The organism is Synechocystis sp. PCC 7339, from assembly GCF_019924095.1.
Taxonomy (GTDB): Bacteria; Cyanobacteriota; Cyanobacteriia; order Cyanobacteriales; family Microcystaceae; genus Synechocystis.
Genome location: NZ_CP063660.1, coordinates 15,897 through 35,554, shown reverse-complemented (window position 1 = coordinate 35,554; position 19,658 = coordinate 15,897). Strand labels below are relative to the sequence as shown.

Annotated in this window: 24 protein-coding genes and 2 pseudogenes; 9 read left to right on the top strand and 17 right to left on the bottom strand. The window is 47.5% G+C overall.

What is annotated here, in order from left to right:
- The first annotated feature begins 1 nt into the window (after window position 1).
- On the top strand, window positions 2-1,339 hold the full coding sequence (locus IQE94_RS17995) for a TIGR02710 family CRISPR-associated CARF protein (protein WP_223343420.1): 1,338 nt from the start codon (window positions 2-4) through the stop codon (window positions 1,337-1,339).
- A 78-nt stretch (window positions 1,340-1,417) separates the two neighbouring features.
- Here IQE94_RS17995 and IQE94_RS17990 read toward each other — a convergent pair whose 3' ends face one another.
- Both IQE94_RS17990 and IQE94_RS17985 read right to left on the bottom strand, forming a co-directional pair.
- Window positions 1,418-1,792 (bottom strand): type II toxin-antitoxin system VapC family toxin, encoded by a 375-nt coding sequence (locus IQE94_RS17990; RefSeq protein WP_212722437.1) that lies wholly within the window; start codon window positions 1,790-1,792, stop codon window positions 1,418-1,420.
- Window positions 1,789-2,028: a type II toxin-antitoxin system Phd/YefM family antitoxin gene (locus tag IQE94_RS17985; protein ID WP_212722439.1), complete on the bottom strand. Its 240-nt coding sequence runs from the start codon at window positions 2,026-2,028 to the stop codon at window positions 1,789-1,791. Before IQE94_RS17985 ends, IQE94_RS17990 begins: the two co-directional genes overlap by 4 nt.
- 62 nt (window positions 2,029-2,090) lie before the next feature.
- Here IQE94_RS17985 and IQE94_RS17980 point away from each other — a divergent pair, with 62 nt between their 5' ends.
- The 3 genes from IQE94_RS17980 to IQE94_RS17970 all read left to right on the top strand — a co-directional run bounded on the left by IQE94_RS17980 (window position 2,091) and on the right by IQE94_RS17970 (window position 6,608).
- Complete coding sequence (locus IQE94_RS17980) at window positions 2,091-2,276, top strand: hypothetical protein (protein ID WP_223343419.1); 186 nt, start codon at window positions 2,091-2,093, stop codon at window positions 2,274-2,276.
- A 90-nt stretch (window positions 2,277-2,366) separates the two neighbouring features.
- Entirely contained in the window at window positions 2,367-2,726 is a 360-nt protein-coding gene (locus IQE94_RS17975) for a DUF952 domain-containing protein (protein ID WP_212722441.1), read from the top strand.
- Between the two features lie 561 nt (window positions 2,727-3,287).
- Complete coding sequence (locus IQE94_RS17970; protein ID WP_223343417.1) at window positions 3,288-6,608, top strand: hypothetical protein; 3,321 nt, start codon at window positions 3,288-3,290, stop codon at window positions 6,606-6,608.
- Window positions 6,609-6,616: 8 nt separating this feature from the next.
- On the opposite strand, the gene IQE94_RS17965 is transcribed toward IQE94_RS17970, so the two are convergent.
- From IQE94_RS17965 to IQE94_RS17925, 10 genes are all read right to left on the bottom strand, one after another.
- A complete protein-coding gene (locus tag IQE94_RS17965; RefSeq protein ID WP_223343412.1) occupies window positions 6,617-6,790 on the bottom strand; it encodes a hypothetical protein in 174 nt (57 codons plus the stop codon).
- Window positions 6,791-7,260: 470 nt separating this feature from the next.
- Window positions 7,261-7,857 (bottom strand): hypothetical protein, encoded by a 597-nt coding sequence (locus IQE94_RS17960; RefSeq protein ID WP_223343411.1) that lies wholly within the window; start codon window positions 7,855-7,857, stop codon window positions 7,261-7,263.
- Window positions 7,858-7,952: 95 nt separating this feature from the next.
- Window positions 7,953-8,153, bottom strand: a complete 201-nt coding sequence (locus IQE94_RS17955) for a hypothetical protein (RefSeq protein ID WP_223343410.1) — start codon at window positions 8,151-8,153, stop codon at window positions 7,953-7,955.
- 244 nt (window positions 8,154-8,397) lie between these two features.
- Window positions 8,398-8,943, bottom strand: a complete 546-nt coding sequence (locus tag IQE94_RS17950; protein ID WP_223343409.1) for an alpha-ketoglutarate-dependent dioxygenase AlkB — start codon at window positions 8,941-8,943, stop codon at window positions 8,398-8,400.
- A gap of 104 nt (window positions 8,944-9,047) precedes the next feature.
- A complete protein-coding gene (locus IQE94_RS17945; RefSeq protein WP_223343408.1) occupies window positions 9,048-9,413 on the bottom strand; it encodes a hypothetical protein in 366 nt (121 codons plus the stop codon).
- Between the two features lie 69 nt (window positions 9,414-9,482).
- Complete coding sequence (locus tag IQE94_RS17940; protein WP_223343406.1) at window positions 9,483-10,010, bottom strand: ATP-binding protein; 528 nt, start codon at window positions 10,008-10,010, stop codon at window positions 9,483-9,485.
- A gap of 18 nt (window positions 10,011-10,028) precedes the next feature.
- Window positions 10,029-10,382, bottom strand: coding sequence for a hypothetical protein (locus tag IQE94_RS17935; RefSeq protein ID WP_223343404.1), 354 nt, complete (start codon window positions 10,380-10,382; stop codon window positions 10,029-10,031).
- 55 nt (window positions 10,383-10,437) lie between these two features.
- The gene (locus tag IQE94_RS18740) at window positions 10,438-10,572 is read right to left on the bottom strand and encodes a hypothetical protein (RefSeq protein WP_255611421.1); all 135 of its coding nucleotides are present in this window, start codon (window positions 10,570-10,572) and stop codon (window positions 10,438-10,440) included.
- Window positions 10,573-10,649: 77 nt separating this feature from the next.
- The gene (locus IQE94_RS17930; RefSeq protein ID WP_223343402.1) at window positions 10,650-11,243 is read right to left on the bottom strand and encodes an HD domain-containing protein; all 594 of its coding nucleotides are present in this window, start codon (window positions 11,241-11,243) and stop codon (window positions 10,650-10,652) included.
- Window positions 11,244-11,266: 23 nt separating this feature from the next.
- Window positions 11,267-12,703 (bottom strand): TIGR03985 family CRISPR-associated protein, encoded by a 1,437-nt coding sequence (locus IQE94_RS17925; protein ID WP_223343401.1) that lies wholly within the window; start codon window positions 12,701-12,703, stop codon window positions 11,267-11,269.
- Between the two features lie 101 nt (window positions 12,704-12,804).
- On the opposite strand from IQE94_RS17925, the gene IQE94_RS17920 reads away from it, so the two are divergent.
- Window positions 12,805-13,743, top strand: a complete 939-nt coding sequence (locus tag IQE94_RS17920) for a hypothetical protein (RefSeq protein WP_223343400.1) — start codon at window positions 12,805-12,807, stop codon at window positions 13,741-13,743.
- Between the two features lie 13 nt (window positions 13,744-13,756).
- A complete protein-coding gene (gene cas6, locus IQE94_RS17915) occupies window positions 13,757-14,869 on the top strand; it encodes a CRISPR-associated endoribonuclease Cas6 (protein ID WP_223343399.1) in 1,113 nt (370 codons plus the stop codon).
- A gap of 64 nt (window positions 14,870-14,933) precedes the next feature.
- Here cas6 and IQE94_RS17910 read toward each other — a convergent pair whose 3' ends face one another.
- From IQE94_RS17910 to IQE94_RS17890, 5 genes and pseudogenes are all read right to left on the bottom strand, one after another.
- Complete coding sequence (locus IQE94_RS17910) at window positions 14,934-15,512, bottom strand: CopG family transcriptional regulator (protein ID WP_212722461.1); 579 nt, start codon at window positions 15,510-15,512, stop codon at window positions 14,934-14,936.
- Window positions 15,487-16,086: a P-loop NTPase gene (locus IQE94_RS17905; protein ID WP_212722463.1), complete on the bottom strand. Its 600-nt coding sequence runs from the start codon at window positions 16,084-16,086 to the stop codon at window positions 15,487-15,489. The genes IQE94_RS17910 and IQE94_RS17905 overlap by 26 nt, the downstream gene beginning before the upstream one ends.
- A 468-nt stretch (window positions 16,087-16,554) precedes the next feature.
- Window positions 16,555-16,893 (bottom strand): annotated as a pseudogene (locus tag IQE94_RS17900) (GNAT family N-acetyltransferase); the annotation flags it as partial.
- 63 nt (window positions 16,894-16,956) lie between these two features.
- Window positions 16,957-17,508 (bottom strand): DNA alkylation repair protein, encoded by a 552-nt coding sequence (locus IQE94_RS17895; RefSeq protein ID WP_255611419.1) that lies wholly within the window; start codon window positions 17,506-17,508, stop codon window positions 16,957-16,959.
- On the bottom strand, window positions 17,450-17,704 hold the full coding sequence (locus tag IQE94_RS17890) for a hypothetical protein (RefSeq protein WP_223343398.1): 255 nt from the start codon (window positions 17,702-17,704) through the stop codon (window positions 17,450-17,452). The genes IQE94_RS17895 and IQE94_RS17890 overlap by 59 nt, the downstream gene beginning before the upstream one ends.
- A gap of 311 nt (window positions 17,705-18,015) precedes the next feature.
- Between IQE94_RS17890 and IQE94_RS17885 the strand changes: the two are divergent.
- The 3 genes and pseudogenes from IQE94_RS17885 to IQE94_RS17875 all read left to right on the top strand — a co-directional run bounded on the left by IQE94_RS17885 (window position 18,016) and on the right by IQE94_RS17875 (window position 19,480).
- Window positions 18,016-18,615, top strand: a pseudogene (locus IQE94_RS17885) (recombinase family protein).
- 75 nt (window positions 18,616-18,690) lie between these two features.
- Complete coding sequence (locus IQE94_RS17880; RefSeq protein ID WP_212722467.1) at window positions 18,691-18,993, top strand: DUF1778 domain-containing protein; 303 nt, start codon at window positions 18,691-18,693, stop codon at window positions 18,991-18,993.
- Complete coding sequence (locus tag IQE94_RS17875; protein ID WP_212722469.1) at window positions 18,977-19,480, top strand: GNAT family N-acetyltransferase; 504 nt, start codon at window positions 18,977-18,979, stop codon at window positions 19,478-19,480. The genes IQE94_RS17880 and IQE94_RS17875 overlap by 17 nt, the downstream gene beginning before the upstream one ends.
- The last annotated feature ends 178 nt before the right edge of the window (window positions 19,481-19,658 follow it).

The window sequence follows — 19,658 nt, the reverse complement described above, 5'->3', positions numbered from 1 at the left end:
TATGACCAAAATTCTCCTGATCACTGTGGGTGGTTCCCATCAGCCCGTAGTTACCTCCGTTCAATCCCTCAATCCAGACCGCACCATTTTTATTTGCTCCAATGGCAGACGGGGCAGCATTTCCCAGGTAACTGGGGAGGGGAGACCATGTGAAGTCAGACGTGGGAGCGAAGTGCTCGAAGAATTACCCAACATTCCCACTCAAATCAATCTAGGCGACAAATTTAATCCTGAAACCGACGTAATCGCCTTAGATAATCCCGATGATGTGTCCAGCATTTACCTCAAGATTAGTGATTGCATTCACACCCTCAAGCAAACCGATCCAAAAGCAACCCTGTTAGCAGACTATACCGGTGGCACTAAAAGTATGTCCGTTGCCCTGGCCCTGGCCGCCCTTGATGAGGAATGTGAACTCCATTTGACTACTGCCTCCCGTACTGACCTAATTCGGATAACCCGAGGCGAAACCGTTCGTCGGGCGGCCACCAGCGATTTAACTGTGCGGCGGTTATTAACTCAGGAAATTCCCACCCTCCTCGCCCAATATAACTACCCAGCGGCGATCGCCGAATTAGAAGCCTGTTTGCGGGATTTAGCCATTAGTGACCCCCAACCCGTCGAGGATTATTTGCGGCTGTGTAAGGGTCTGAACCATTGGGACTGTTTTGACCACGAAGAAGCCTGGTATGATTTGGAGCCCTTCATGAATCAGGCCCCCCTCCGTCCCCTATTGCTGTACTTAAAACGGGTGATGGGCAGTCGTCAGGCGATCGCCCCGGCCATGAATACAGCATTCAATGCCCCAGATCAGATTCCCGGCCATGGTTACGAACTGGTGGAAGATTTATTGTTCAATGCGGAAAGACGAGCCGCCTTAGACCGCTATGATGATGCGGTGGGGCGTTTATATCGGGCCTTGGAACTGTTAGCCCAAACTCATCTGTGGTTACGGTATCAGGTTAAAACCGGCGATGTGGATGTTGAGCAGATTCCCCTAGCGTTACGGGATCAGGTGCAGGCTCTAAAAAGTCGGGACGGCAAAATCCAACTAGCACTGCGGAACAGTTACGAATTGCTTAAACAATGGCCAACAGACCCCTTGGGCGCGATTTATCAACCCGCCGCCGAACGACTCTTTGATCAATTACAAGTACGAAACCACTCTATTTTAGCCCACGGGTTACGCCCCGTCACTGCCACTGATTATAAACAGCGCTTCCAAGCTGTGATTATTCCCTTCATAGAAGCCGGACTCAAAGCAATCATTGGTAATCAATCTAGGTTTGATCCCGTGCAATTTCCTACCCCAATTACCATCAATAAATATAATGCTTGAGGTAAACAAATAAAGGAACTAGGGTGGAGGGCATTTATTCTAGAAATTGCTGACAAGTTTACAATACTGAAAAAACTTTTAGGTTGATAAAGTAACATCGTACTGACTAAATTTACTGTCCTGGGAGATGAGAGTTAATTCTTCCGTCTGGGCTTGGACAATGAGCATCCGGTCAAAGGGGTCTTTGTGATATTCGGGTAAATTGGCGATCGCCAAGCTATGTTCTGCGGTGATATCCAGTACCCGAAAATTGTTGGCCTTGAGAACGGCAAGTAAGTTATCTGGAGTCGATAATTTCCCTAACGATTTTTTGATCGACATTTCCCAAATGCTGGCGGCACTAACAAAGACAAAGTATTCGGGGTTGGTAATCACTGCTCGCTCATTAGGAGTTAAACGACGGTCATTGCCGAGCCACCACAGCAGAATATGAGTATCTAACAAAAGTTTCATATTTCGTCGCCGTAAAACAGAGCGTTGATCTCTGGGGATTCTTCGTCAAAATCGTCTGCCATGATGATTTGTCCTTCCCAGGCTCCGGGTTGACGAGGCTCCGATGGGCCTTCATAGGGAATTAAGCGCACTAGGGGCTTGCCGGCCCGGCTAATGATGACATCTTCCCCAGCTAACACCGATTTTATGAGTTGGGATAGATGGGTCTTAGCTTCGTGGATATTGGCGTTACGCATAATCATTCAAATTTAGCTAAGCTTAGTCTAGTTTATCCCAGCCAAAATCGAAACCAACTCGGATGAAAAGCTATGCACCTGGGGCTAGAAAATCTTTTATTACAGCGGTGACAAGGCAAGCATTTCCGGGGAGCACTTGGGAAGCGCGGGATAAGTTAGGCGATGGTATTCGGATGTTGAACAACCCAGAGAAGCGGCTACAGCCAGAAATTTGGGATTATGCGGCGGAGGCACTAGATATCTATTAACCAATTGAAGGGCACACCTCTAAAAAAATCTTTAGCCAAATTGATCGGTACTTCAATAGTACAATCTTGATGCTCTTCCCTGAAAATTTCATGGCCATTATCTTTCACATAGCAGAAGTCCCACAATGGGCATTAGCACAACAGCGGGGACAATACGAAGCTGATTCCTTGGCAGAAGTGGGCTTTATCCATGGTGCCACCGCTAGCCAACTGCCCAAAGTGGCCCACACCTTTTATGCCGGTCGTGATGGTCTTTTGTTACTAGAGATTGATTCAGAAAGATTAACGTCTCAAGTTCGATGGGAAGCACCAGTTCATCCCCAAACCATTGAAGATATAAATCATTTGAACCAGGAAGTTTTCCCCCACATCTATGGAGCTGTCAACCTGGGGGCAGTGGTTTCAGTTCGTCCTTTGCAGTGGCAACAAGAAGGGTTTAATATTCGCTAACGTTCATATCCCAAACAGTCTCCCAACACCCTACGGTACCAAAAAAGACAATAGTGGGCAGATAATCTAGAGGAAGAACGTAGGCTAAGACAACCACGTTACTAATTTTGGGCTATCCTGAAGAATATTCTCAACCGCACACCACGCAATGGTCCACAACAGACCAAAGGAATCCCTGCCAAGGATACCGGGCCATGGCCCAGCAGTGGGAAGTGGTCAATTTTCAGTAATTTTTAGCACATCAAGCGAGGTGTATCATGGCTCAGCGGCAACCCCAGCCGCTTCCTGCAGCCCCCCAAAATGACCAAAACCTAAATTTCCTGTGTGCTTGGCGGCTCCGGAAATCTAGGCTGTATCGGGTCACCTTCTGGGCGAAGGAAGTATTTGTCCCATTCTTGATTCCGTCGATAAATCTTCCAAAGGAAAACCTCTTGAGAAAGCAAGGAGGGGGTATTTAGCTTATGTCTAATTATAGCGTAAGACCTCTATCAGACAACCCCCCCCTGGGAAATCCTTATCAGCAAGGGGTTATCAGTACCCAAGCCGTGGAGGAAAACCACCATGGCTAGATTTATTACCACCAGTAAACAAAGGGCTTGCCCCGTCTGTGCCAAAACCAATGGCAACTGCCGCATAGCAGAGGATAAGGTGCTCTGCATGACTTTTGCTGATGCCGTAGGGGATAACCCTGATTACGGTTACGCCAAGCCATCTAGGGATGGCCTATGGGGCATTCACGTTCCACAAAAGGACAGGGACAGGAACTTTGACCGGGCTGAATGGGAGCGCCGACGGTCTGAACGGGAAGAACGGCAACTGGAAATTGAGCAACAACGGCGGCAAAAATGCCTCAGCTCTGACCAGCGCCACGCTGAAATAACCGTTATTCTCGAACAACTCTCCCTATCTTCTCAACATCACCAATATCTACAACAGCGGGGAGTACCGGAGCAGATCATTGAGCGATGCCGCTCTGTCCAGCAATGGCAGAAATTAAGGCATCCAGCCCACATCAACCTACCAGGGGTATGGAAGGATGGTCGGGGCCTGACCAATGGCTGGGACGGTATTCTCATACCGGTAACGGACCATCTGGGTCGATACATCGCCCTCAGGCTGCACAACCCCCACGCCTCCACTAACGGTAAACCCAAATATTGCTGGCTCACCAGTAGCAAGCGGGGCATCGGACCCCAACTCAGCCATGGTGAATTGCCGGTGGCACTCCATGGACCGGAAGTTACCACTAAGCAGGGCTTTATTGGACTATGTGAGGGGATGGAGTTCAAAGGGGCGCTGGCAGCTCGTCGACTGGGGCATCCGGTGATTGGTTTCAGTGGGCACCATGCCATGGCCCAGAGTCCAGAACAGATACAGGGCATTATCGACCATTACGCCCAACAATGGGCCATGGAGCCGGAGGCAATTACTTTAGTTGTTATTCCCGATGACAATTGTCTCAGCAATAATGCTGTAGCCCGTTCCCTCATCCATACCCTTGATTATTGGCAAGGTAGGGGACAACCGATGGTGGTGGCCTGGTGGGGACAACAACCAGGGGTGGGGGACATTGATGAAATCCCCGATCATCTGGCAGTAGAGCAGATCAGCCCCCGCCTCTTCCGCCATAAATGTTCCATCCCATCTGGTCTAGGGAAGTTCCAGGATTGGATTACGGCACAGGTAGCCAAACTTAAACCCCAAGGATTCGCAGCTCTCAAACCAGAGGGCAAAATATTCACCGGCGATGGTCAAACCATGGCCAGTGCCCGCCAATCGGCTTGGCAATCAGCCCTTCATCGTGGCAATGCGGTGTTGGATGCTTCTGCCATGGGGGAAGGCAAATCCCATGGGGTCGCCAATTTCCATAATCCCTGGGGAGGAAAGGTCTGGTACGTCAGTCGGGGTCATCGCAATCCCACCATTGAGGCTATCAGTCATCAATATGTGGACTTACCTCCCCGTAGCCAATATGGTTTCTATCGAGACCACCAGGGCAAGCTCCAGCTAGCAAAAGCAGATACCCCAGAAACACTGATTGTTGAAAAGGGGAACTGCATTCGAGCTGACCTGTTCCCCATGCTGAGCAATTTGGGATACCAGCCCAACGGGAGCAACGACGGACTCAATCCCATTTGTGCCAGTTGTCCCATGGCTAATGTTTGTGCCCACAGTAGCGGTTGGTATCGGGCGGACCGCAGGGAAATTCTCAGCCATGCTTCCCATATCCGCTGTGACATTGAATCCATGCCCAGGGATTGGGATTATAGCCACGACATCATCATCCTGGAGGAAGCTACCCAGGCTCTCTCCCCCACTAAGACCATTACTGCTTCCTGGTCCCAACTATTAAACGATGCCCATCGTTGTCGGCAATGGTTATCGGGGGAGCAGTGGACTGTCCTAGACCACTTGCTAGTCACGATTGAACCCTTATTTGAGCAAGCTCCTTACCATGGTTGGCTCCATGGCGATATTCTCGACCAACTGCCGGGGCAACCCCTAGGGGTGTTAGAGGTAATCAGGCAAAACATCATCCAACAGTCCACAGATTTGACCCCTCTATTTCCCATTGCGGAACCGGAAACCCTGAGTGATAACCTCACCCCAGGGGAACGCAAGAAATGGGGCGCTGGTCTCAAGGCTTTCAATGCCCATCAGCACCGCACAGCTCACCGTCAGAGCCAGCAAAATCTACAAAATCTACCCCCCAATGCTATTGTTCATCTCCTCACTGCCATCACCGGCGGTTCTGGGGTGGGACTACAGTTGCGCCGCCAACAGCTCTACCTCACCATTGACCGTCGCCCTGATTATGCTTTCCTCAACGATGCCAAAGGCCTAATTCTCCTTGATGCCACCACCAACTCTGAGCGCCAACGCACTTTCACTGGCATTGAGCGGGAAATTGAGGTTATTCGCTCTGATGCTCCTCCCCTAACCAATCTCAAGGTGCGGCAAATTAACATGGCAGGCATTGCTAGCCGCGATATCAGTCATGATGCTGTTAACCGTATCCAGGGGGCTCTACAAATATTGGGGGACCAGCCCACCATTGGCATTAAAGGCTGGGGTAAGTGGTTTGATTGGGATGGCCATTGGTTTAACCATAACCGGGGTAGTAATGCCTTTGTTGGTCAGACCCAAATGACCTTTGTCGGCTTGCCCAGTCCTAACATTGGTGCAGTGCAAGCAGAGTTAATTGCCCTCCACGGCAACGCTGACCATTGGCAGGAGGAATTCCATCGTCGCCAGAATGAGGAGATTTTGCAGGGCATCGGGCGACCCAGGGCTAATCGTTTCCCTGACCAATCATTTCTCATCAATATGATTGTGCCCCACGGCACTGACCTCTCTTGGCTTTCTGCCTATGGCATAACGGTGGAGATTAATGATGCCATGGCCCTGGATCCGGCCCTGGGTGATACTCAGCAGGTAGCCCGTTTCCATTTACTCCAAGCTATTCGTCAGGTGATGGATCTTGGCATCAAGCCCACCCAAGCTGCCATTGCTCAACGCCTGAACATTTCCCAGCAGGCCATCAGCAAGCTGTTGAAAAATGCCAAAGTCAAACTGGCTAAGCTAATAACCGCCATGGTTTCAGCCGTTTCCCGGCAAAATACAACCCCCCCTATAAAAGGTCATAATAGGTCGGGTTGTGAAAATTCCCAGCAATTGCTCCAGGATTACGCTTGGTTCCTCAATCTTGACCCTGGTTCTTTGGCTGCTGAGGTCATTCAAGTTGCTATGGCGGATAATTGGGATGGGGCTTTATCAATGCTTGAACATCTGCCCAAACCTTTACTGGTTAGGACGTTAGGCGTTATTTATGCCTTAATCTGTCCCCAACCACCTCCCGATGTGGGTTTAGAGACCAGTTAGGACAAAAATCAGAACTTTTTCGGGTTGGCCAATTTCCAACGACCCTTATGGCCATGGGTAATGGTAGTGGACAGGGCATTACTGGCGGCTAGGACTGGTACAGAGAGTAAGAGTGCTATTCCCAGAGCCGGTAAAAAGGAGAGGGATTTAAAAGCAAAGAAGAAAACCGGCAAATTTCCCACAGTATCAATCTATTTGCTAGTGGTCATCACCACCGCCGTAGCCTTGGCCGACTTTTTTAAATCAGGGGTTACATGGTAATGCCCATGGAGAGAATCGGGGTGCACATAAGTAAAACCCGGCACCAGTTGTTGTAACTGCTGAATTTTGCCCCGGAAAGTCTGGGCGGTTGATTTTCAGCCATTGGATCAAGTCCCGTACCTGCTGGCGATCGCCGTCGGTGATCAGAATGGCACCAGTCTTAATGGTCATATTAATTTCGAGCTAAGTTACCAATAAAGTCTCGGAGGATTCAAACGGTGCGGTGACTCCACCTGCAATGGGGACAAATATAAAACTGTCATGTGGCCTATGTCAGTCCCCCTAAACTCCTCGTCAGGGGGATGTCTACATAAAAAAAAGGAAGTAGTATGATGATTCGATTTAACTAACTGTGGGAAATTATCTCCTCCCTCTGCCTTGCCTTAGAGGCTTATAACTCAGTTTTTGTCATGATGTTTTCTAGGCTATCTAAATAGCGGCGGTTACTGCGACCAAAAGTGATGCCATAGTTATTCATAATTAGCAGGGCAACGGCTAAATCACTTTCGTAATATCCTGCATAGAGCACATAAAAAAGCATTGCTACTAAATGGTCAATGGTTAAAATACCTGCGATCATTCGGTGCTTCTCAGGAGGAGGAGAAGAGGTGTAGATAACGCCTAAACCACCGGTATCTGTCGGTTTTACGAAAAGTATGGCCAGGAAATTGTCAAAATCGCTAACTTGATCAAAAACAACTGTGGGAACAGATTCTTTGTCTGCAAAATAGTCTTTTATTTGGGAATCGAGCAATTCAAAATTAAAATTATTGAAGCCTTCATCTACCTTTTTGAGAATTTCTAAAATTTCCGGAGATACTTCAAAAACAATGCTCAAAAGTTTCAGATGCCAAGAGTAAAAATTCTTCTCGCTTTCTGCTAATCGCTGTAGGCATTCCTTTGCTTTTTCTGTTACCTTGACTTCCTTACCAAGGAGATTAGAAAGTTTAAATTCAATCGATGCTTTGAAATCAACCATACTGTCCATTTATTTACTTGTTTACTGCCTTTGCATTAAAGCAATTGAGTGGAAAACGGTTTTTCCGTAGGGGGGAAAGGGATAGTTCCCTTCCCCTTGTCGATTTATTGTTTGAGCAGGCAGAGGGAAAATTGCCGAATCCACTTTTTGGGAATCAAACCATCTTTACCTGTAAGTAGGTGCCGGCGCATGGAAAATGGCAAAGCAAAGCTATTCTCATATTCCAGCAGGCGATCGCCATGGTCAAATACCGTAGTAATGCCTGAGGTCTCGTCAGCAAGCTGCTTGAATCTGGGGCTGTCCATAGTCAATCTGAACGTTATTGGTGCGGTAACGCTGGCGAAGTTCTTTAACAGCCGGTTGCAATCCAGATAAAAAACTAGGTATGCAAGCGAAATTTTGGCCATAGGAATCCATCACTATCGGCAATAGCGTTTCGTACATATTTATGCTGTCAAAAAGTGGAAGTTATTTAATGAAGCGAAAAGTAAGATTGATGCGAGGATTAACAAATTTCTTTGTTTTAGGAATCTGATGGAGCCAATGTTCCTAGGTTGCATCTAGCATCAGTAATACAGAACCAGAAGTTAACATTAATTCCACCTTGTCAATGGTGGAATCTGTTTTGTGTTTGAGGAGAAAGCGCCGGGTGCCCCCAAAGCTTACAGAGGCAATGGGATAGTTTTTTTTCAGTTCTGGTTCATCGTCGGCGTGCCAGCTGACTCCATCTTCTCCAGTGCGATAAAAATTCAATAGCACAGAATTAAAAGTTGCCTTTGCTAACGTTTCCACTTTGGTCTTGATTGTTTGCAGTAGGGGTGTCCACGGTGTTGGCTCCATGGCAATGCCAGAGTAGGTGTAACTCCGTTCTGGGTCACCATACCAAGCAGTCAAGCGGGGTAGAGGTTGGGACTTGCCAAAGAGCGTAATTGAATCCTGTTGCCAACAAATTTCTCTTTCTAGTTGGTTATAGTGACTAGAAGCTTGGGCATCGCTGAAGATAGAGTGATAAAGTTGTAAATGGCCATCGGAGAGAATGATTTCTTCGGGAGAGCCATGGGGATAAATATCAAAAAAATTGAGTTGTTCAATCAAAGTTTTTTACCCTCGTCGCCATAAAATTAAGCTATCATTGCCAGAGAAAAAGGCTTTTCTAAAAGCTCTATCAGTGCATAAATTATTAGGGCAGCCCATGTTTTTTACCTTAAAACCTGTAAATAAAGTTCTTCCGGGTACCCATTGGAGAAGAAGCTAGTTATAGCAGGGGAAAACCAGGCCCAATCCTGAGCTTCACTGAGATACCAATAGCCATTAAATTCTGGTTCCTGCCGTCGAAAGCTTAAATGTAAGCCCGGAAATCCCTGGGCACTGAAAATCAATTGAAACTTGGCTCCCTCACTGGGTTCAATGCCCAAGCGTGTTTGAGCTAATTGGGTTAAAACGATATTTGTGCCCGCCACAAAAGGTTCTGCCATGACTCCCAAATTAGGGGCATCAAATACCCAGGTTCGCCCAAGCCAGTAGGGTTGAATGGTGAATAAACTGTTGTTAATAAAAGTGGTCATTTTGTCTTCTCTAATCTGATTCGTTTGACAATTATCGTTATATCTCACTGTTGGAAATTAGTTTTTCCATTAACTTATTAACTGTGAAAAATCAATGCTTGCTAGTTGGTCATGGGGAATATAGTGCAGTTCAGTAAATCCTTCATCTTTACTGGGAGGGTATTTTTCTAGAGCCATGGCATAAATCTCAATTACATCTTCCGGAACCTGTCGTTGTCTATTCCTATTTCTTTGGTAACAAACTTCTAATGGCGTTTGTAAATACCAACCAATAATCTTGAGGTTATCGAACTTTTGCAAGTTGCCCAATAATTCTGAGCGCCATGCTTTTTGGGCATTGGTAGCATCATAAATAATTTGTTTTCCAACGGCGCACTGCGAAGCGGATCTCTGCGAAAGCGCCTGCCGAATATCAACGGAAATTTTTGCCTGGATCGATGCCCAATTTCCCTGTTGACTAGCATCCCCAAACAATTCTTCCCGGATTTGGTCAGTGGAAATTATCTGGCTTTCGGGTATGGCTTCATGGAGGTAAGCTGCTAAGGTAGATTTCCCACTGGCCGGGCAGCCGATTAGAACATGAAAAACAGATGTCATTATTGCCGCGTTGCTTAGTTATTTATTAATAGCCCGCACTTGAATATAGAGTTTTTCAGGATGACCATTGGGAAAAAATTTTAGGGTAGCTGGACATAGCCAACCCCGATCGCCGTGGTCGAGGTCTTGATAATCAATATCCGTCTCTTGTCGTTCGAAACAGGCATGGTAACTTGGAAAGCCCTCAGCACTGAAGATTAACTCGAACTGACTGCCTTTTTCGGTCTCCAATGCCAATTCTCGCTTGACAATGGCACTCAAAATGGCATCAGCCCCGGAAACAAAAGGTTCCCCCAATAAACCGACTTCTTCGGCATCAAAGGCCCAGGTGCTGCCAGTCCAATAGGGGCTAATGGTGAAAATGCTGTTCATGTTTATTTGCTACTCCTTGGAAATATGACGAGTTGTGGTGAACCGATTACTGGGGTTAGTCTCTGGCACCGGAAGAATGGAGCTTTTTGCGTAGGGCTTGCAGACGGGCTTTTTGTCGCCGTACTTTTTTTGGGGCCCCAGGGCTCTTTTTTTGCTCCTGTTTTTGAGACTGCCAATGTTTTAGTTGCATGGTGGATGACTTAACTCAATATTTACTTTCTAGCATGACACTGGAAAAGCTATTTTCTTGTTGGCTAAATTATTTGTTCAATTGACATTTGAGTAACGCCAATCATCAATGATGCCGGCTAACTCCATAGACCAAGCATTAGGGTTGCGGTCTTGGTAGATTTCCCAAAGATTCTGATAATACCAAAGGATGCCCGACTTACCTCGACTGAATTTGCTCCAAATTTCTTCTCCCTGGCGCCGGCGGTCTATTTGAATGGTGCGGGAGTTGTGTAATGTGTCTACCAAGGAAATTTTCAGGATGGAAAGGGAGCCATGACGTAGTTTAGTTAAGTGCTTTTGCTTTCTTTCTTCCCAGGGGGGCTTGGGCATAATTTGACTATCGGAACAGTCTAAAACTAGCTCTGCCACGACTTGCCCGAATTGTTCACGGATCAGCTGTAGGGTTGTGTCACCTCCTTGATCTTCCACCGCATCATGCAGTAAAGCGGAGATTGCTTCGTCTTCATTGCCCCCCATTTCTAGCACTAGGGCGGTGACTCCGAGCAGATGGCTGATGTAGGGAACCTGGGAACCTTTGCGAAATTGGTGGCCATGGAGCTGGTTGGCCAATATAAAAGCATTACTAAAGCGGGAAGTGAGGCTAGGGGAATTAAAGGTTGGGGAATTCATCGAAATATAGTAGTTGCACTGATTCAAGATTGGTAAAGAGTTGTCATGGTCTTACTGTCATCGGCCATCCGTTGTCTTAATCGCAAAGGAAAAAGTACTTCCACATTTGGTCCCCAAGCCCGTAGACGCATGATCACATTGTTGTCATCAACTCGGTAATCCATGCGGTAATAGCTGTGGGTGGGATTGTTGGAATCTGTACTCTGCCATTGTTCTAGATATTTGTTAAGTTGTTGATTTTCTGTTGCGGATAGGGCCTGTTTTTTTTGCCAACTTGCTAGGGCTTTGGGATGAGAAAATTTAGTGAAGGTTTCGTGGCGAAAGCTTTCATCAATGTATTTCTCTGAAAATTCTTGGTTGAACCGCAGGATCATAGTTTTTTGGGGTTTATAAAAGTCAAACCCTAGGGCTTGCCGTAGTTGTTGATCAATGTAATGGGGGGTGAAAGGTTTTTTTTCTTGGTCTTTTAGCAAGGTGGGAATAGCATCATCAGACCAATCTAAAGTTTCACAGTGTCGAATGCGGTCTAAGCGGTAGTTATACCAATCAATTTTATTTCTGTGTTTGGGGGTTTGGCCATAGCCACAAAGGTACAAAGCTCTTTGATAGTAATAGATGCAAACCGGGTGAATAATTCGCTCAGTTAGTCGATGTAAACTGGCACTGTCATATTTTAGCTTCACGACGGGAAAGGGATTTTTCTGCCAAATTTCCTTGAATTGATAGAGCAAATCGCTGTCCAGGTCTTTTCTGGCTACAGCATAATCCACGTGCATAAAAAATCGTTGGGTTTCCCCCTCTGTTTCTTGAAAGATACCTGGTACTTCACTCAAATCTTCGTGAATGATGGGGATAACAATGTTTTTCTTATCGCTATTTCTGATCTCAGGGGGCTGATAAAGCTTAGCAATGTCTTCCTTTTGATAATAATTTTTGCCATCATGGTCTAGATATCCTAATTTGACTAGATCTTTAAGATTGTTTTTTAAGGTTCTTCCCACACAGGCAAAGATGCGATTTTTTTTGGGGTTAGCCGGCGCTTTTGAGTTCCATGTCAAGGATTGCAGAAATGATGCCACCGATGCGTCATCGTTCAGACAACAGGCATTAATAAAATCTTGGTACCATTTTTGCTCTTCTTCCCGCAGATACCCTTCAAATAACCAGTAGTGGATGGTTTGGTTGCAAGGGCAGTTGGGATTAAGGTGTTCCAGGCTATTGCCATCAAATTGTTGATGAAAGTCAGCTACGTCGGTGAAAAAAGCATTTCGCCACTCCAGAGAGGTGAAGCTATGGCCCAAGTCACAGTAAACAGGGTCAGATTCGTGACCGTAAATGGAGCGGAGCATTACCCACAGCCGCACTGCCTTGGAGAGGCAAATGGGGCTACTTAGGGATTGCCTTGGTACTAGGTGGCTAAGTAGGTCTACTGTGGGGGAATATTCAAAGATAAATTCCATCTTTCTTGGGCTTTTCCAATGGGACTAGTTCTACTCTAGATCATTTTTGGAAATTAGCTTTTCCATTGGATGATATGCTAGTTTTTTTATTTTCTGGTTGAATGTCTAGTTACCATTTGCGCTTGGAAGGGGATATCCTCCACGGGGCTTTCAATCGGGCAGAACCTACGTCTGGCGATCGCCTGGTGGTGGATGCTGCCCAAGGTATTGATGAAATGATCCAACAGGGGGTTTTAGCTGGGGGTAATTTACTAAAAATAGAAGGACCCCAATCCGTTGCCGTTGCCTATACCCTTGCCCAACGGTTAGCTCCCCTCTATGGGGCGATCGCCGTTATGGATCCCAAGGCCTGTCGTCGGGGTTATAAGGTTTATATTGTGGCCATCAGCCGGGTGAAGAAATATCCATTGGGGAGTCTCATTGAATCACCAGTCAAGGTTTCCCAGCAAATTAAGGTAGCCATCTGTGGTTTTCCCCAGGTGGGCAAGTCGTGTTTAATTGAAGGCATTCGGCAAGTTATTGCTTCCCAGGTGGGGGCGCCCTATCCCTATGTCATCCGGGCTTGCCCCGATGGGGAAGGGGCCTGGCTCTACCAAACTCAAGTTAACAACCCTCCCCTCGCAGAAGACCTACGCTCCCAAAATTGTGGGGACTGGAGTTCAGCTTTTGCCACTATGGCAGCGGGCTGGGTTCGTTCTGCCAATGAAACTATTAATCTGATTGATACAGGGGGGCAACCTTCCCCGGAAAATCGATTAATTATGGCTGAAGCCACCCATGGCATTATTCTCTACAAAACTGCAGCAGAACAACAGCAGTGGCTTGAATTTTGCCAGTCTTTGCCATTGCCTATTGTGGCCATGGCGGAAAGTCGATTGGGCAATGCTGACGATGAAGTCAATTTAGGGGAAATAATTACTGGCATAGTTTATGGTTTGAGTCGAGGGGATGCTCAATTGCGGGATAAGTTGATGGTTCAGGCCCTAGGTCAGCGGTTGATCGAGCTCACTGGTCAAAGGGAAAATGATGGCGAAAGTTAGGCGGCAATGAACTGTGGGCATTTTTGATTCTGAGCAACTGATGGGGGCGGAAATAGTTGGTCTCAAGTTCCAGCTAGAGTCCATGGACACTATCACCCTGGAACCCCATTATATGAAGGGACTCCATGCTTGGTTTTTGCATCAAATCCAGGCCTACGATCCTGAATTGTCAGCCTATCTCCACGATGGCCAGGGGGAAAAACCCTTTACCCTTTCTCGGTTGATGGGGCCGATGCAATGGCGCAATTCCCATTGGCTTTTGCCTGCTCGGCAAAGTTATGAATTTTATCTCACCCTCTTGTCTGGCCCGGTCATTGAGGGAATGGTGCCTTGGTTCCAACAATTGCCCAAAAGCCTGACCCTTGCTCGTCAAAGTTTTCGTTTGCAGAAATTAGATCTTTTTCTGCCGGCGATCGCCTATCAAGATTTGGTGATGGGTTGGAATAGCGCAAAAAAAATAGAGCTATCTTTCCTTAGTCCCACCAGTTTTCGTCGCCAGGGAAACCATTATCCCCTGCCCGATCCCAGAAATGTTTTTCAGAGTTATTTGCGCCGTTGGAATGATTTTTCTGGTTATTTAGTGGAAGTGGAGCCTTTTTTGGACTGGATACAGCAATGCGTGCTCATTGATCGCCATTGGCTAGAATCTGTTAAAACTACCGCTGGTAAACAGGGCCAAGTAACAGGTTTTGTTGGCTCTGTGGCCTTTGCCTTATCAAAAAAAGCCCATGATCAGCCGGATTATATTGAGCTTTACTACGCCCTAGGAAAAATGGCTCCCTACTGCGGCACTGGGCATAAAACACCTTTTGGCCTGGGGCAAACCCGATGGGGTTGGAGAACAGGAACTATTCATCAATTTCTACCTTTGCAAGTTCAATTCCAGGAACAGGCCCTGGGGCAACGCATTGACCAATTGACGGAGCTTTTTTTGGCCCAACGCAAACGCACTGGGGGGGAACGGGCTTTAAATATTTGCCATACCCAAGCTGTGATCTTGGCTAGGCGGGAATTGGGGGAATCGTTACTGGCGATCGCCAAAGATTTGCAGATGCCCTATGAGACGGCAAAAACCTATAGCAAGCGTGCCCAAAAAGCTTTTAAAGCTCAAGCCGAAAAATCCTAAACCCCAGGCGATCGTTCTTTGCTAGGTCTTTATTCTTCAAGAATATCCACTTTTTGGGTCAGAGTCATGGTTGACTAGCTAACCATTGCTCGATAATTTCCTTCATCAAGGTCGAAATATCCACCCCGCGATTTTGGGCAATTTTTTCCAGCTTTTGATCCCGCTCATCACTCAACTTCAGAGTCACCCGGCGTTTCTTGACCTCTACTTTTTCTTCCTTTGCTTGCAATTCCCGCTGTTCCGCCCGATGTTGAGCTAATCGTTCCATCGCTTCTGAAAGTGTCCCAGCCTGGGACACAATTGGTTCGTTTGTTGCAAGTTCAATATAGCGATAGGCGGTGGATTTGCTTACTTCAATCCGTTCTAGCCAGCCTCGAAAGCCCCCAGTTTGGCGATCGTAAGTAAACTGTTGCTTCGCCATTAACAACGCTTTGCCTGCAATTAGGCCAGCTTGCAGTGCATTTCCTAAATGAGATTGGAAAGATTGGTGGGCAGCCTTAACAATATCCTCTAGCTCCACTAGGGTGGCGCCGTTCATATCAATTTCTTTCAATGGAGTTATGGGATCGGCAGCTTGGGCAAAGATGCCTTGCTGTTCTGCGGACGTAACTCGAATTTCAGGAACCGATAGTTTTTTTGACATCACACTGTACTTGTAACCATTGCCATATTTGTAGAATATCCCCTCCAGCATCTGTATTTGGGAAATCAGCGGCGACTTGTCCCTGGGACCACCAATCTCGATGGCTTGCCCGTTCCCGCACCGGCGTTAAACAAATGGGGACATTCAAGGGAGCTAGGGAAGTTATGATTCCGTCTGCATGGGCACGGGGGTGAAGTCGGTTGAGTAACATCGCAGTGGGACGATGGGCGTTTCGCACCAACTCCAAAGTGGCAGGTAAGGCATCCAGCGTTGCTTGGTCATAGACAACCGGAACTAAAACTACATCCGCAACAGATAGTGCATCATGGACCCCGGAGACGGAAGCGCCGGGTAAATCAACAATGGCTTTTTTCAAGGCTTTCAACCGAATCGCCACTCTTCCCAAAGAAACATCCACAACTTCCGGATTGTCAGGCCCACGGCGATCGGCCCAATAACAACACGTTGCTTGGGGATCTGCGTCAAGTAGTGGACTGCCAGAAATGACGGCTAAATTGGCCGCGATTGTGCTCTTTCCAACTCCTCCCTTGCCATTAAATACGACTATTTTCACCAAGCTCCTCCGAAAAATGAAAAGTAATCCGATCCATCCTAACTACTTAGCGTTGTAGGCTGGCCTAGAGAGTTTAATCGGCAAAAATTTTATTTACTTCAACCATCCAGATGATCATAGAATGCTCGACTTAGGTAGGTTATGCTAATTAATCAATCCCCAATCGCACCTCTGGTTGATTTGTTTCTCCATGAGCGAGCCTTCAAGCGATATCAATTAACCTATCGGGTTGGTTGATTTTGCCATGGAGATCTGTATCTACTTGCCAGATTGTTAGCGAAAGAGGAGTCCCCGTAAGTCCAAAAAATTAAAAATGGTTGCTTTGCCCTCACCGTCCTAGGCAACATCGAAAGAATTCAGATTGCTTCTGCCCAGTCTAGATCTGGAGGAAGTCTGCTCCAAGAGCCCGCTATCGTCAGCCCCGGTTGAACATAGTCCGCTCCCTGGGGGATAACCTTCACTAGTTATTTAGGACACGTATAGGAAGGCAATGTGAAGGATTTGTTTTACCCTAATCTCGGGGCAGGAGGAAAAGAAGAAGAGAAGCCTGTACCCGACTCCAGGGGTCAGAGTATAGCCAATCTTGGCTGGACGGTTGCGCTGAGCCCACTTCTGGAAGCCGCAGGTGCCGATGGGTTGTCCATCAGCTTGATTGACCAGCACCCAGCGGGTGTAGGTGTCATCGGTGGGCTGCACGAACAAATCCACAATGTTCTGGTCCTCCTTCAGACTGGAGATCGCCGAGTGATCCAACGGGTACCGGTTCACCGTTGGGTCTGAAAAGTGGTAAAAGACAAACTCCAGATCCGTCTGTGCAAGGGTGGCAGGTGTAGTCTTGGACTTGCAAGGGCTAGGAGGGGATGCATGGGATCAATGGGAGGTCACTTTATGTTTCAGGATTTGCTGCCGTTGAGAATCTGGGAGTTTAGCAATGGCAGTGCGCAACACTAACCGAGGCAGTTGCCCGCGATAGCGCAGCACAAATTCAAAAACATCGTCAGGGTAAGACTTGCTGGCCTCTTTCAGCATCCAACCGCAGCCTTTTTGCACTAGCTCGTCCTCCTCCTCCAGCAAACATTCCGCTACCATTAGTGCATCGGCCAACAGCAACCCCCGTCTCAGACCATAGATTAAGCTAACGGCAGCGGCCCGGCGCAGCCAACGGTTCGCTTCCCTAGTCCAAGGGATTACCCGCAGAGCAACCCCTGGAAATGTAGCGATGACCAGGCCCAGGGAGTGGGTACACAGATCATCGCAGTCAGGCCAACTGTTAACATACTGGCGCAGCCAGGACTCGAAGAGGTCGAAATGGTGAGCTTCGAGGTGAGCGCTATGGCGAAAGTTCCAATCAAAGGCGATCAACCTACATTCGTATGCCCCGGATCGTAACAGGACTTCGCAGTGTTCTAGTAGCTCCGACAAGGAAAGGTGGCGCAGTTCCCTGAAATACTGAGCAGACAGTTGCCGCTTGCCGCACCTGGGGAGTCGGTACCCCTAGAAAGTCCTGGACATCCACATTGAAAAGGGTGGCAATGCGATCTGGATAGCTCGCATCCGCCTGGGTACGTAAATCGGACAGCAGGGAATTCAGCAGCGATTGGGGGTCCCAGGAGTTCATGAAAAGTAAGTCAATTCGAGGGGGAGTTACCACCTAGTTTCTAGAGTACCGGCAAGAGCGGTCAACACCGGTGGGTTTGAGATAGAAGAACATGGCCTGTTCAACAAGGGGCTGTAGCGACCGGCAATCATCGGCGTAGGACTACATCATATGAAAGTATCGAGGGATACCCTACAAAGAAAACGACCGTTTTCCTTGCTCTTACGGTTGGTGTCGCTGACCATGGGTATAGAATCAAACAACTCGTCTAGAAAACAAAGCTAGGTTTATCCCCTTAACCTATCTTTTTTAGCGCCATGGAGGGAGGAAGTGTGCTCATTGGTTATGTGCGGGTATCAAAGTCAGATGGCTCCCAGGTGGTGGACCTAGAGGTAGATGTTCTAAGGGAAGCTGGTGTGGAGGAAGCCCGCATCTACAGGGACCTTGTCTCCGGTAAGACCTCAACTCGTCCAGGACTAGATGCTTGTCTGAAGGCCCTACAACCGGGTAATACTCTGGTGGTGGCGTGACCTTAAACACCTGATCGCGATTGTTGATAATCTCCGCAACCAGAATATTGGCTTTAAGGTGTTAGCGGGAGCAGGAGCAGATATCGACACCAGCACCGCCAACGGAAGACTCTTCTTTGCTGTCTTTACGGCACTGGCAGAATATGAACGGGAACTGATCGCGGAACCTACCAAGGCAGGACTGCAAGCTGAACGGGCCCGAGGTCGGCTAGGAGGGCGACCCCGCAGGATGGACAAAACAACCCTGACTATGGCGATGAATGCCATGGCTGACCCCCTGCCTGTGCCAAGGATGTGGCTGCTAGGTTGGGAATTACCACCGCTACCCTCTACAGCTACGTTAACGGTGATGGCACCCTCAAGCCAGCTGGCGAAGGACTATTGGAAGGAAGTCATCGGTAATTCTATCCATCGTCTTGACATACGGCGAATTGCCGTATAGCTTTGACTTATAGCTAGTATCTTGCTCAAATCCCCATGACCCCAACACCGAAGTCACAGTCTATGGCGAGGTTAGAAGCTCGTATCAACCCAGAGACAAAAGCGTTGATGCAGAAAGCTGCGGATTTGGAGGGACGTACACTAACAGATTTTGTCGTTAGCAGTGCCCAAGCTGCAGCCTGTAAGGTAATTGAGCGCCACCAAATCCTCCAGTTAACCCTTGAAGAGAGCGTAGTCTTTGTAGAGGCTTTACTGGATCCACCAGAGCCTAATAATGCATTAAAGTTGGCAGCTTCACGTTACAAAGAGAAGATGTTGCCCCATGGTATTGGTAATTGAACCCTTTAATCATGCTACTCACGTGCGTTCAAGCTTTTGCTGTGGAGAAGCAACTCTAGACAACTACATACAGCGGCAAGCTTCACAAGACCTGAAGAAGCGGATGGCGGCAGTCTTTGTTTTGATAGACTCTCCCAACGTGGAGGTGCTGGGATACTACACTCTTTCTGCCTACACTGTAAGCGTTACTGCATTGCAGGAAAACCTAGGCAAATGCTTACTCCGTTATCCTCAATTGCCAGCAACACTGTTAGGACGTTTAGCAGTGGACGGCGCCCATAAGGGGCAAGGGTTAGGAGAGTTATTGTTGGTTGATGCCTTAAAGAAAATACTAGAGACTTCAAGAGAGATTGCATCCCTTGCGATCATTGTAGAGGCTTTAAATCAACCAGCTCGGAGTTTTTATCTTAAGTATGGCTTTATACCCTTTCAGCAGGAGCCAATGAAGCTATATCTGCCCTTACAGTCCGTTGAAGGACTTATCTAGTCATCAGGGGGCGAATGTACCCTGAGATACTGTTGATGGTATTTGACTTAGCACCCACTTCTGAATGCCCATAGACAATTCGTTTTCCATTAGTTGAACTCTAAATAATACTAATTAAAACCCCACGTCTATGAAGACCCTAGGCGAGCTGTGGTAGCAGTCTCTGGGGGTCCCACTG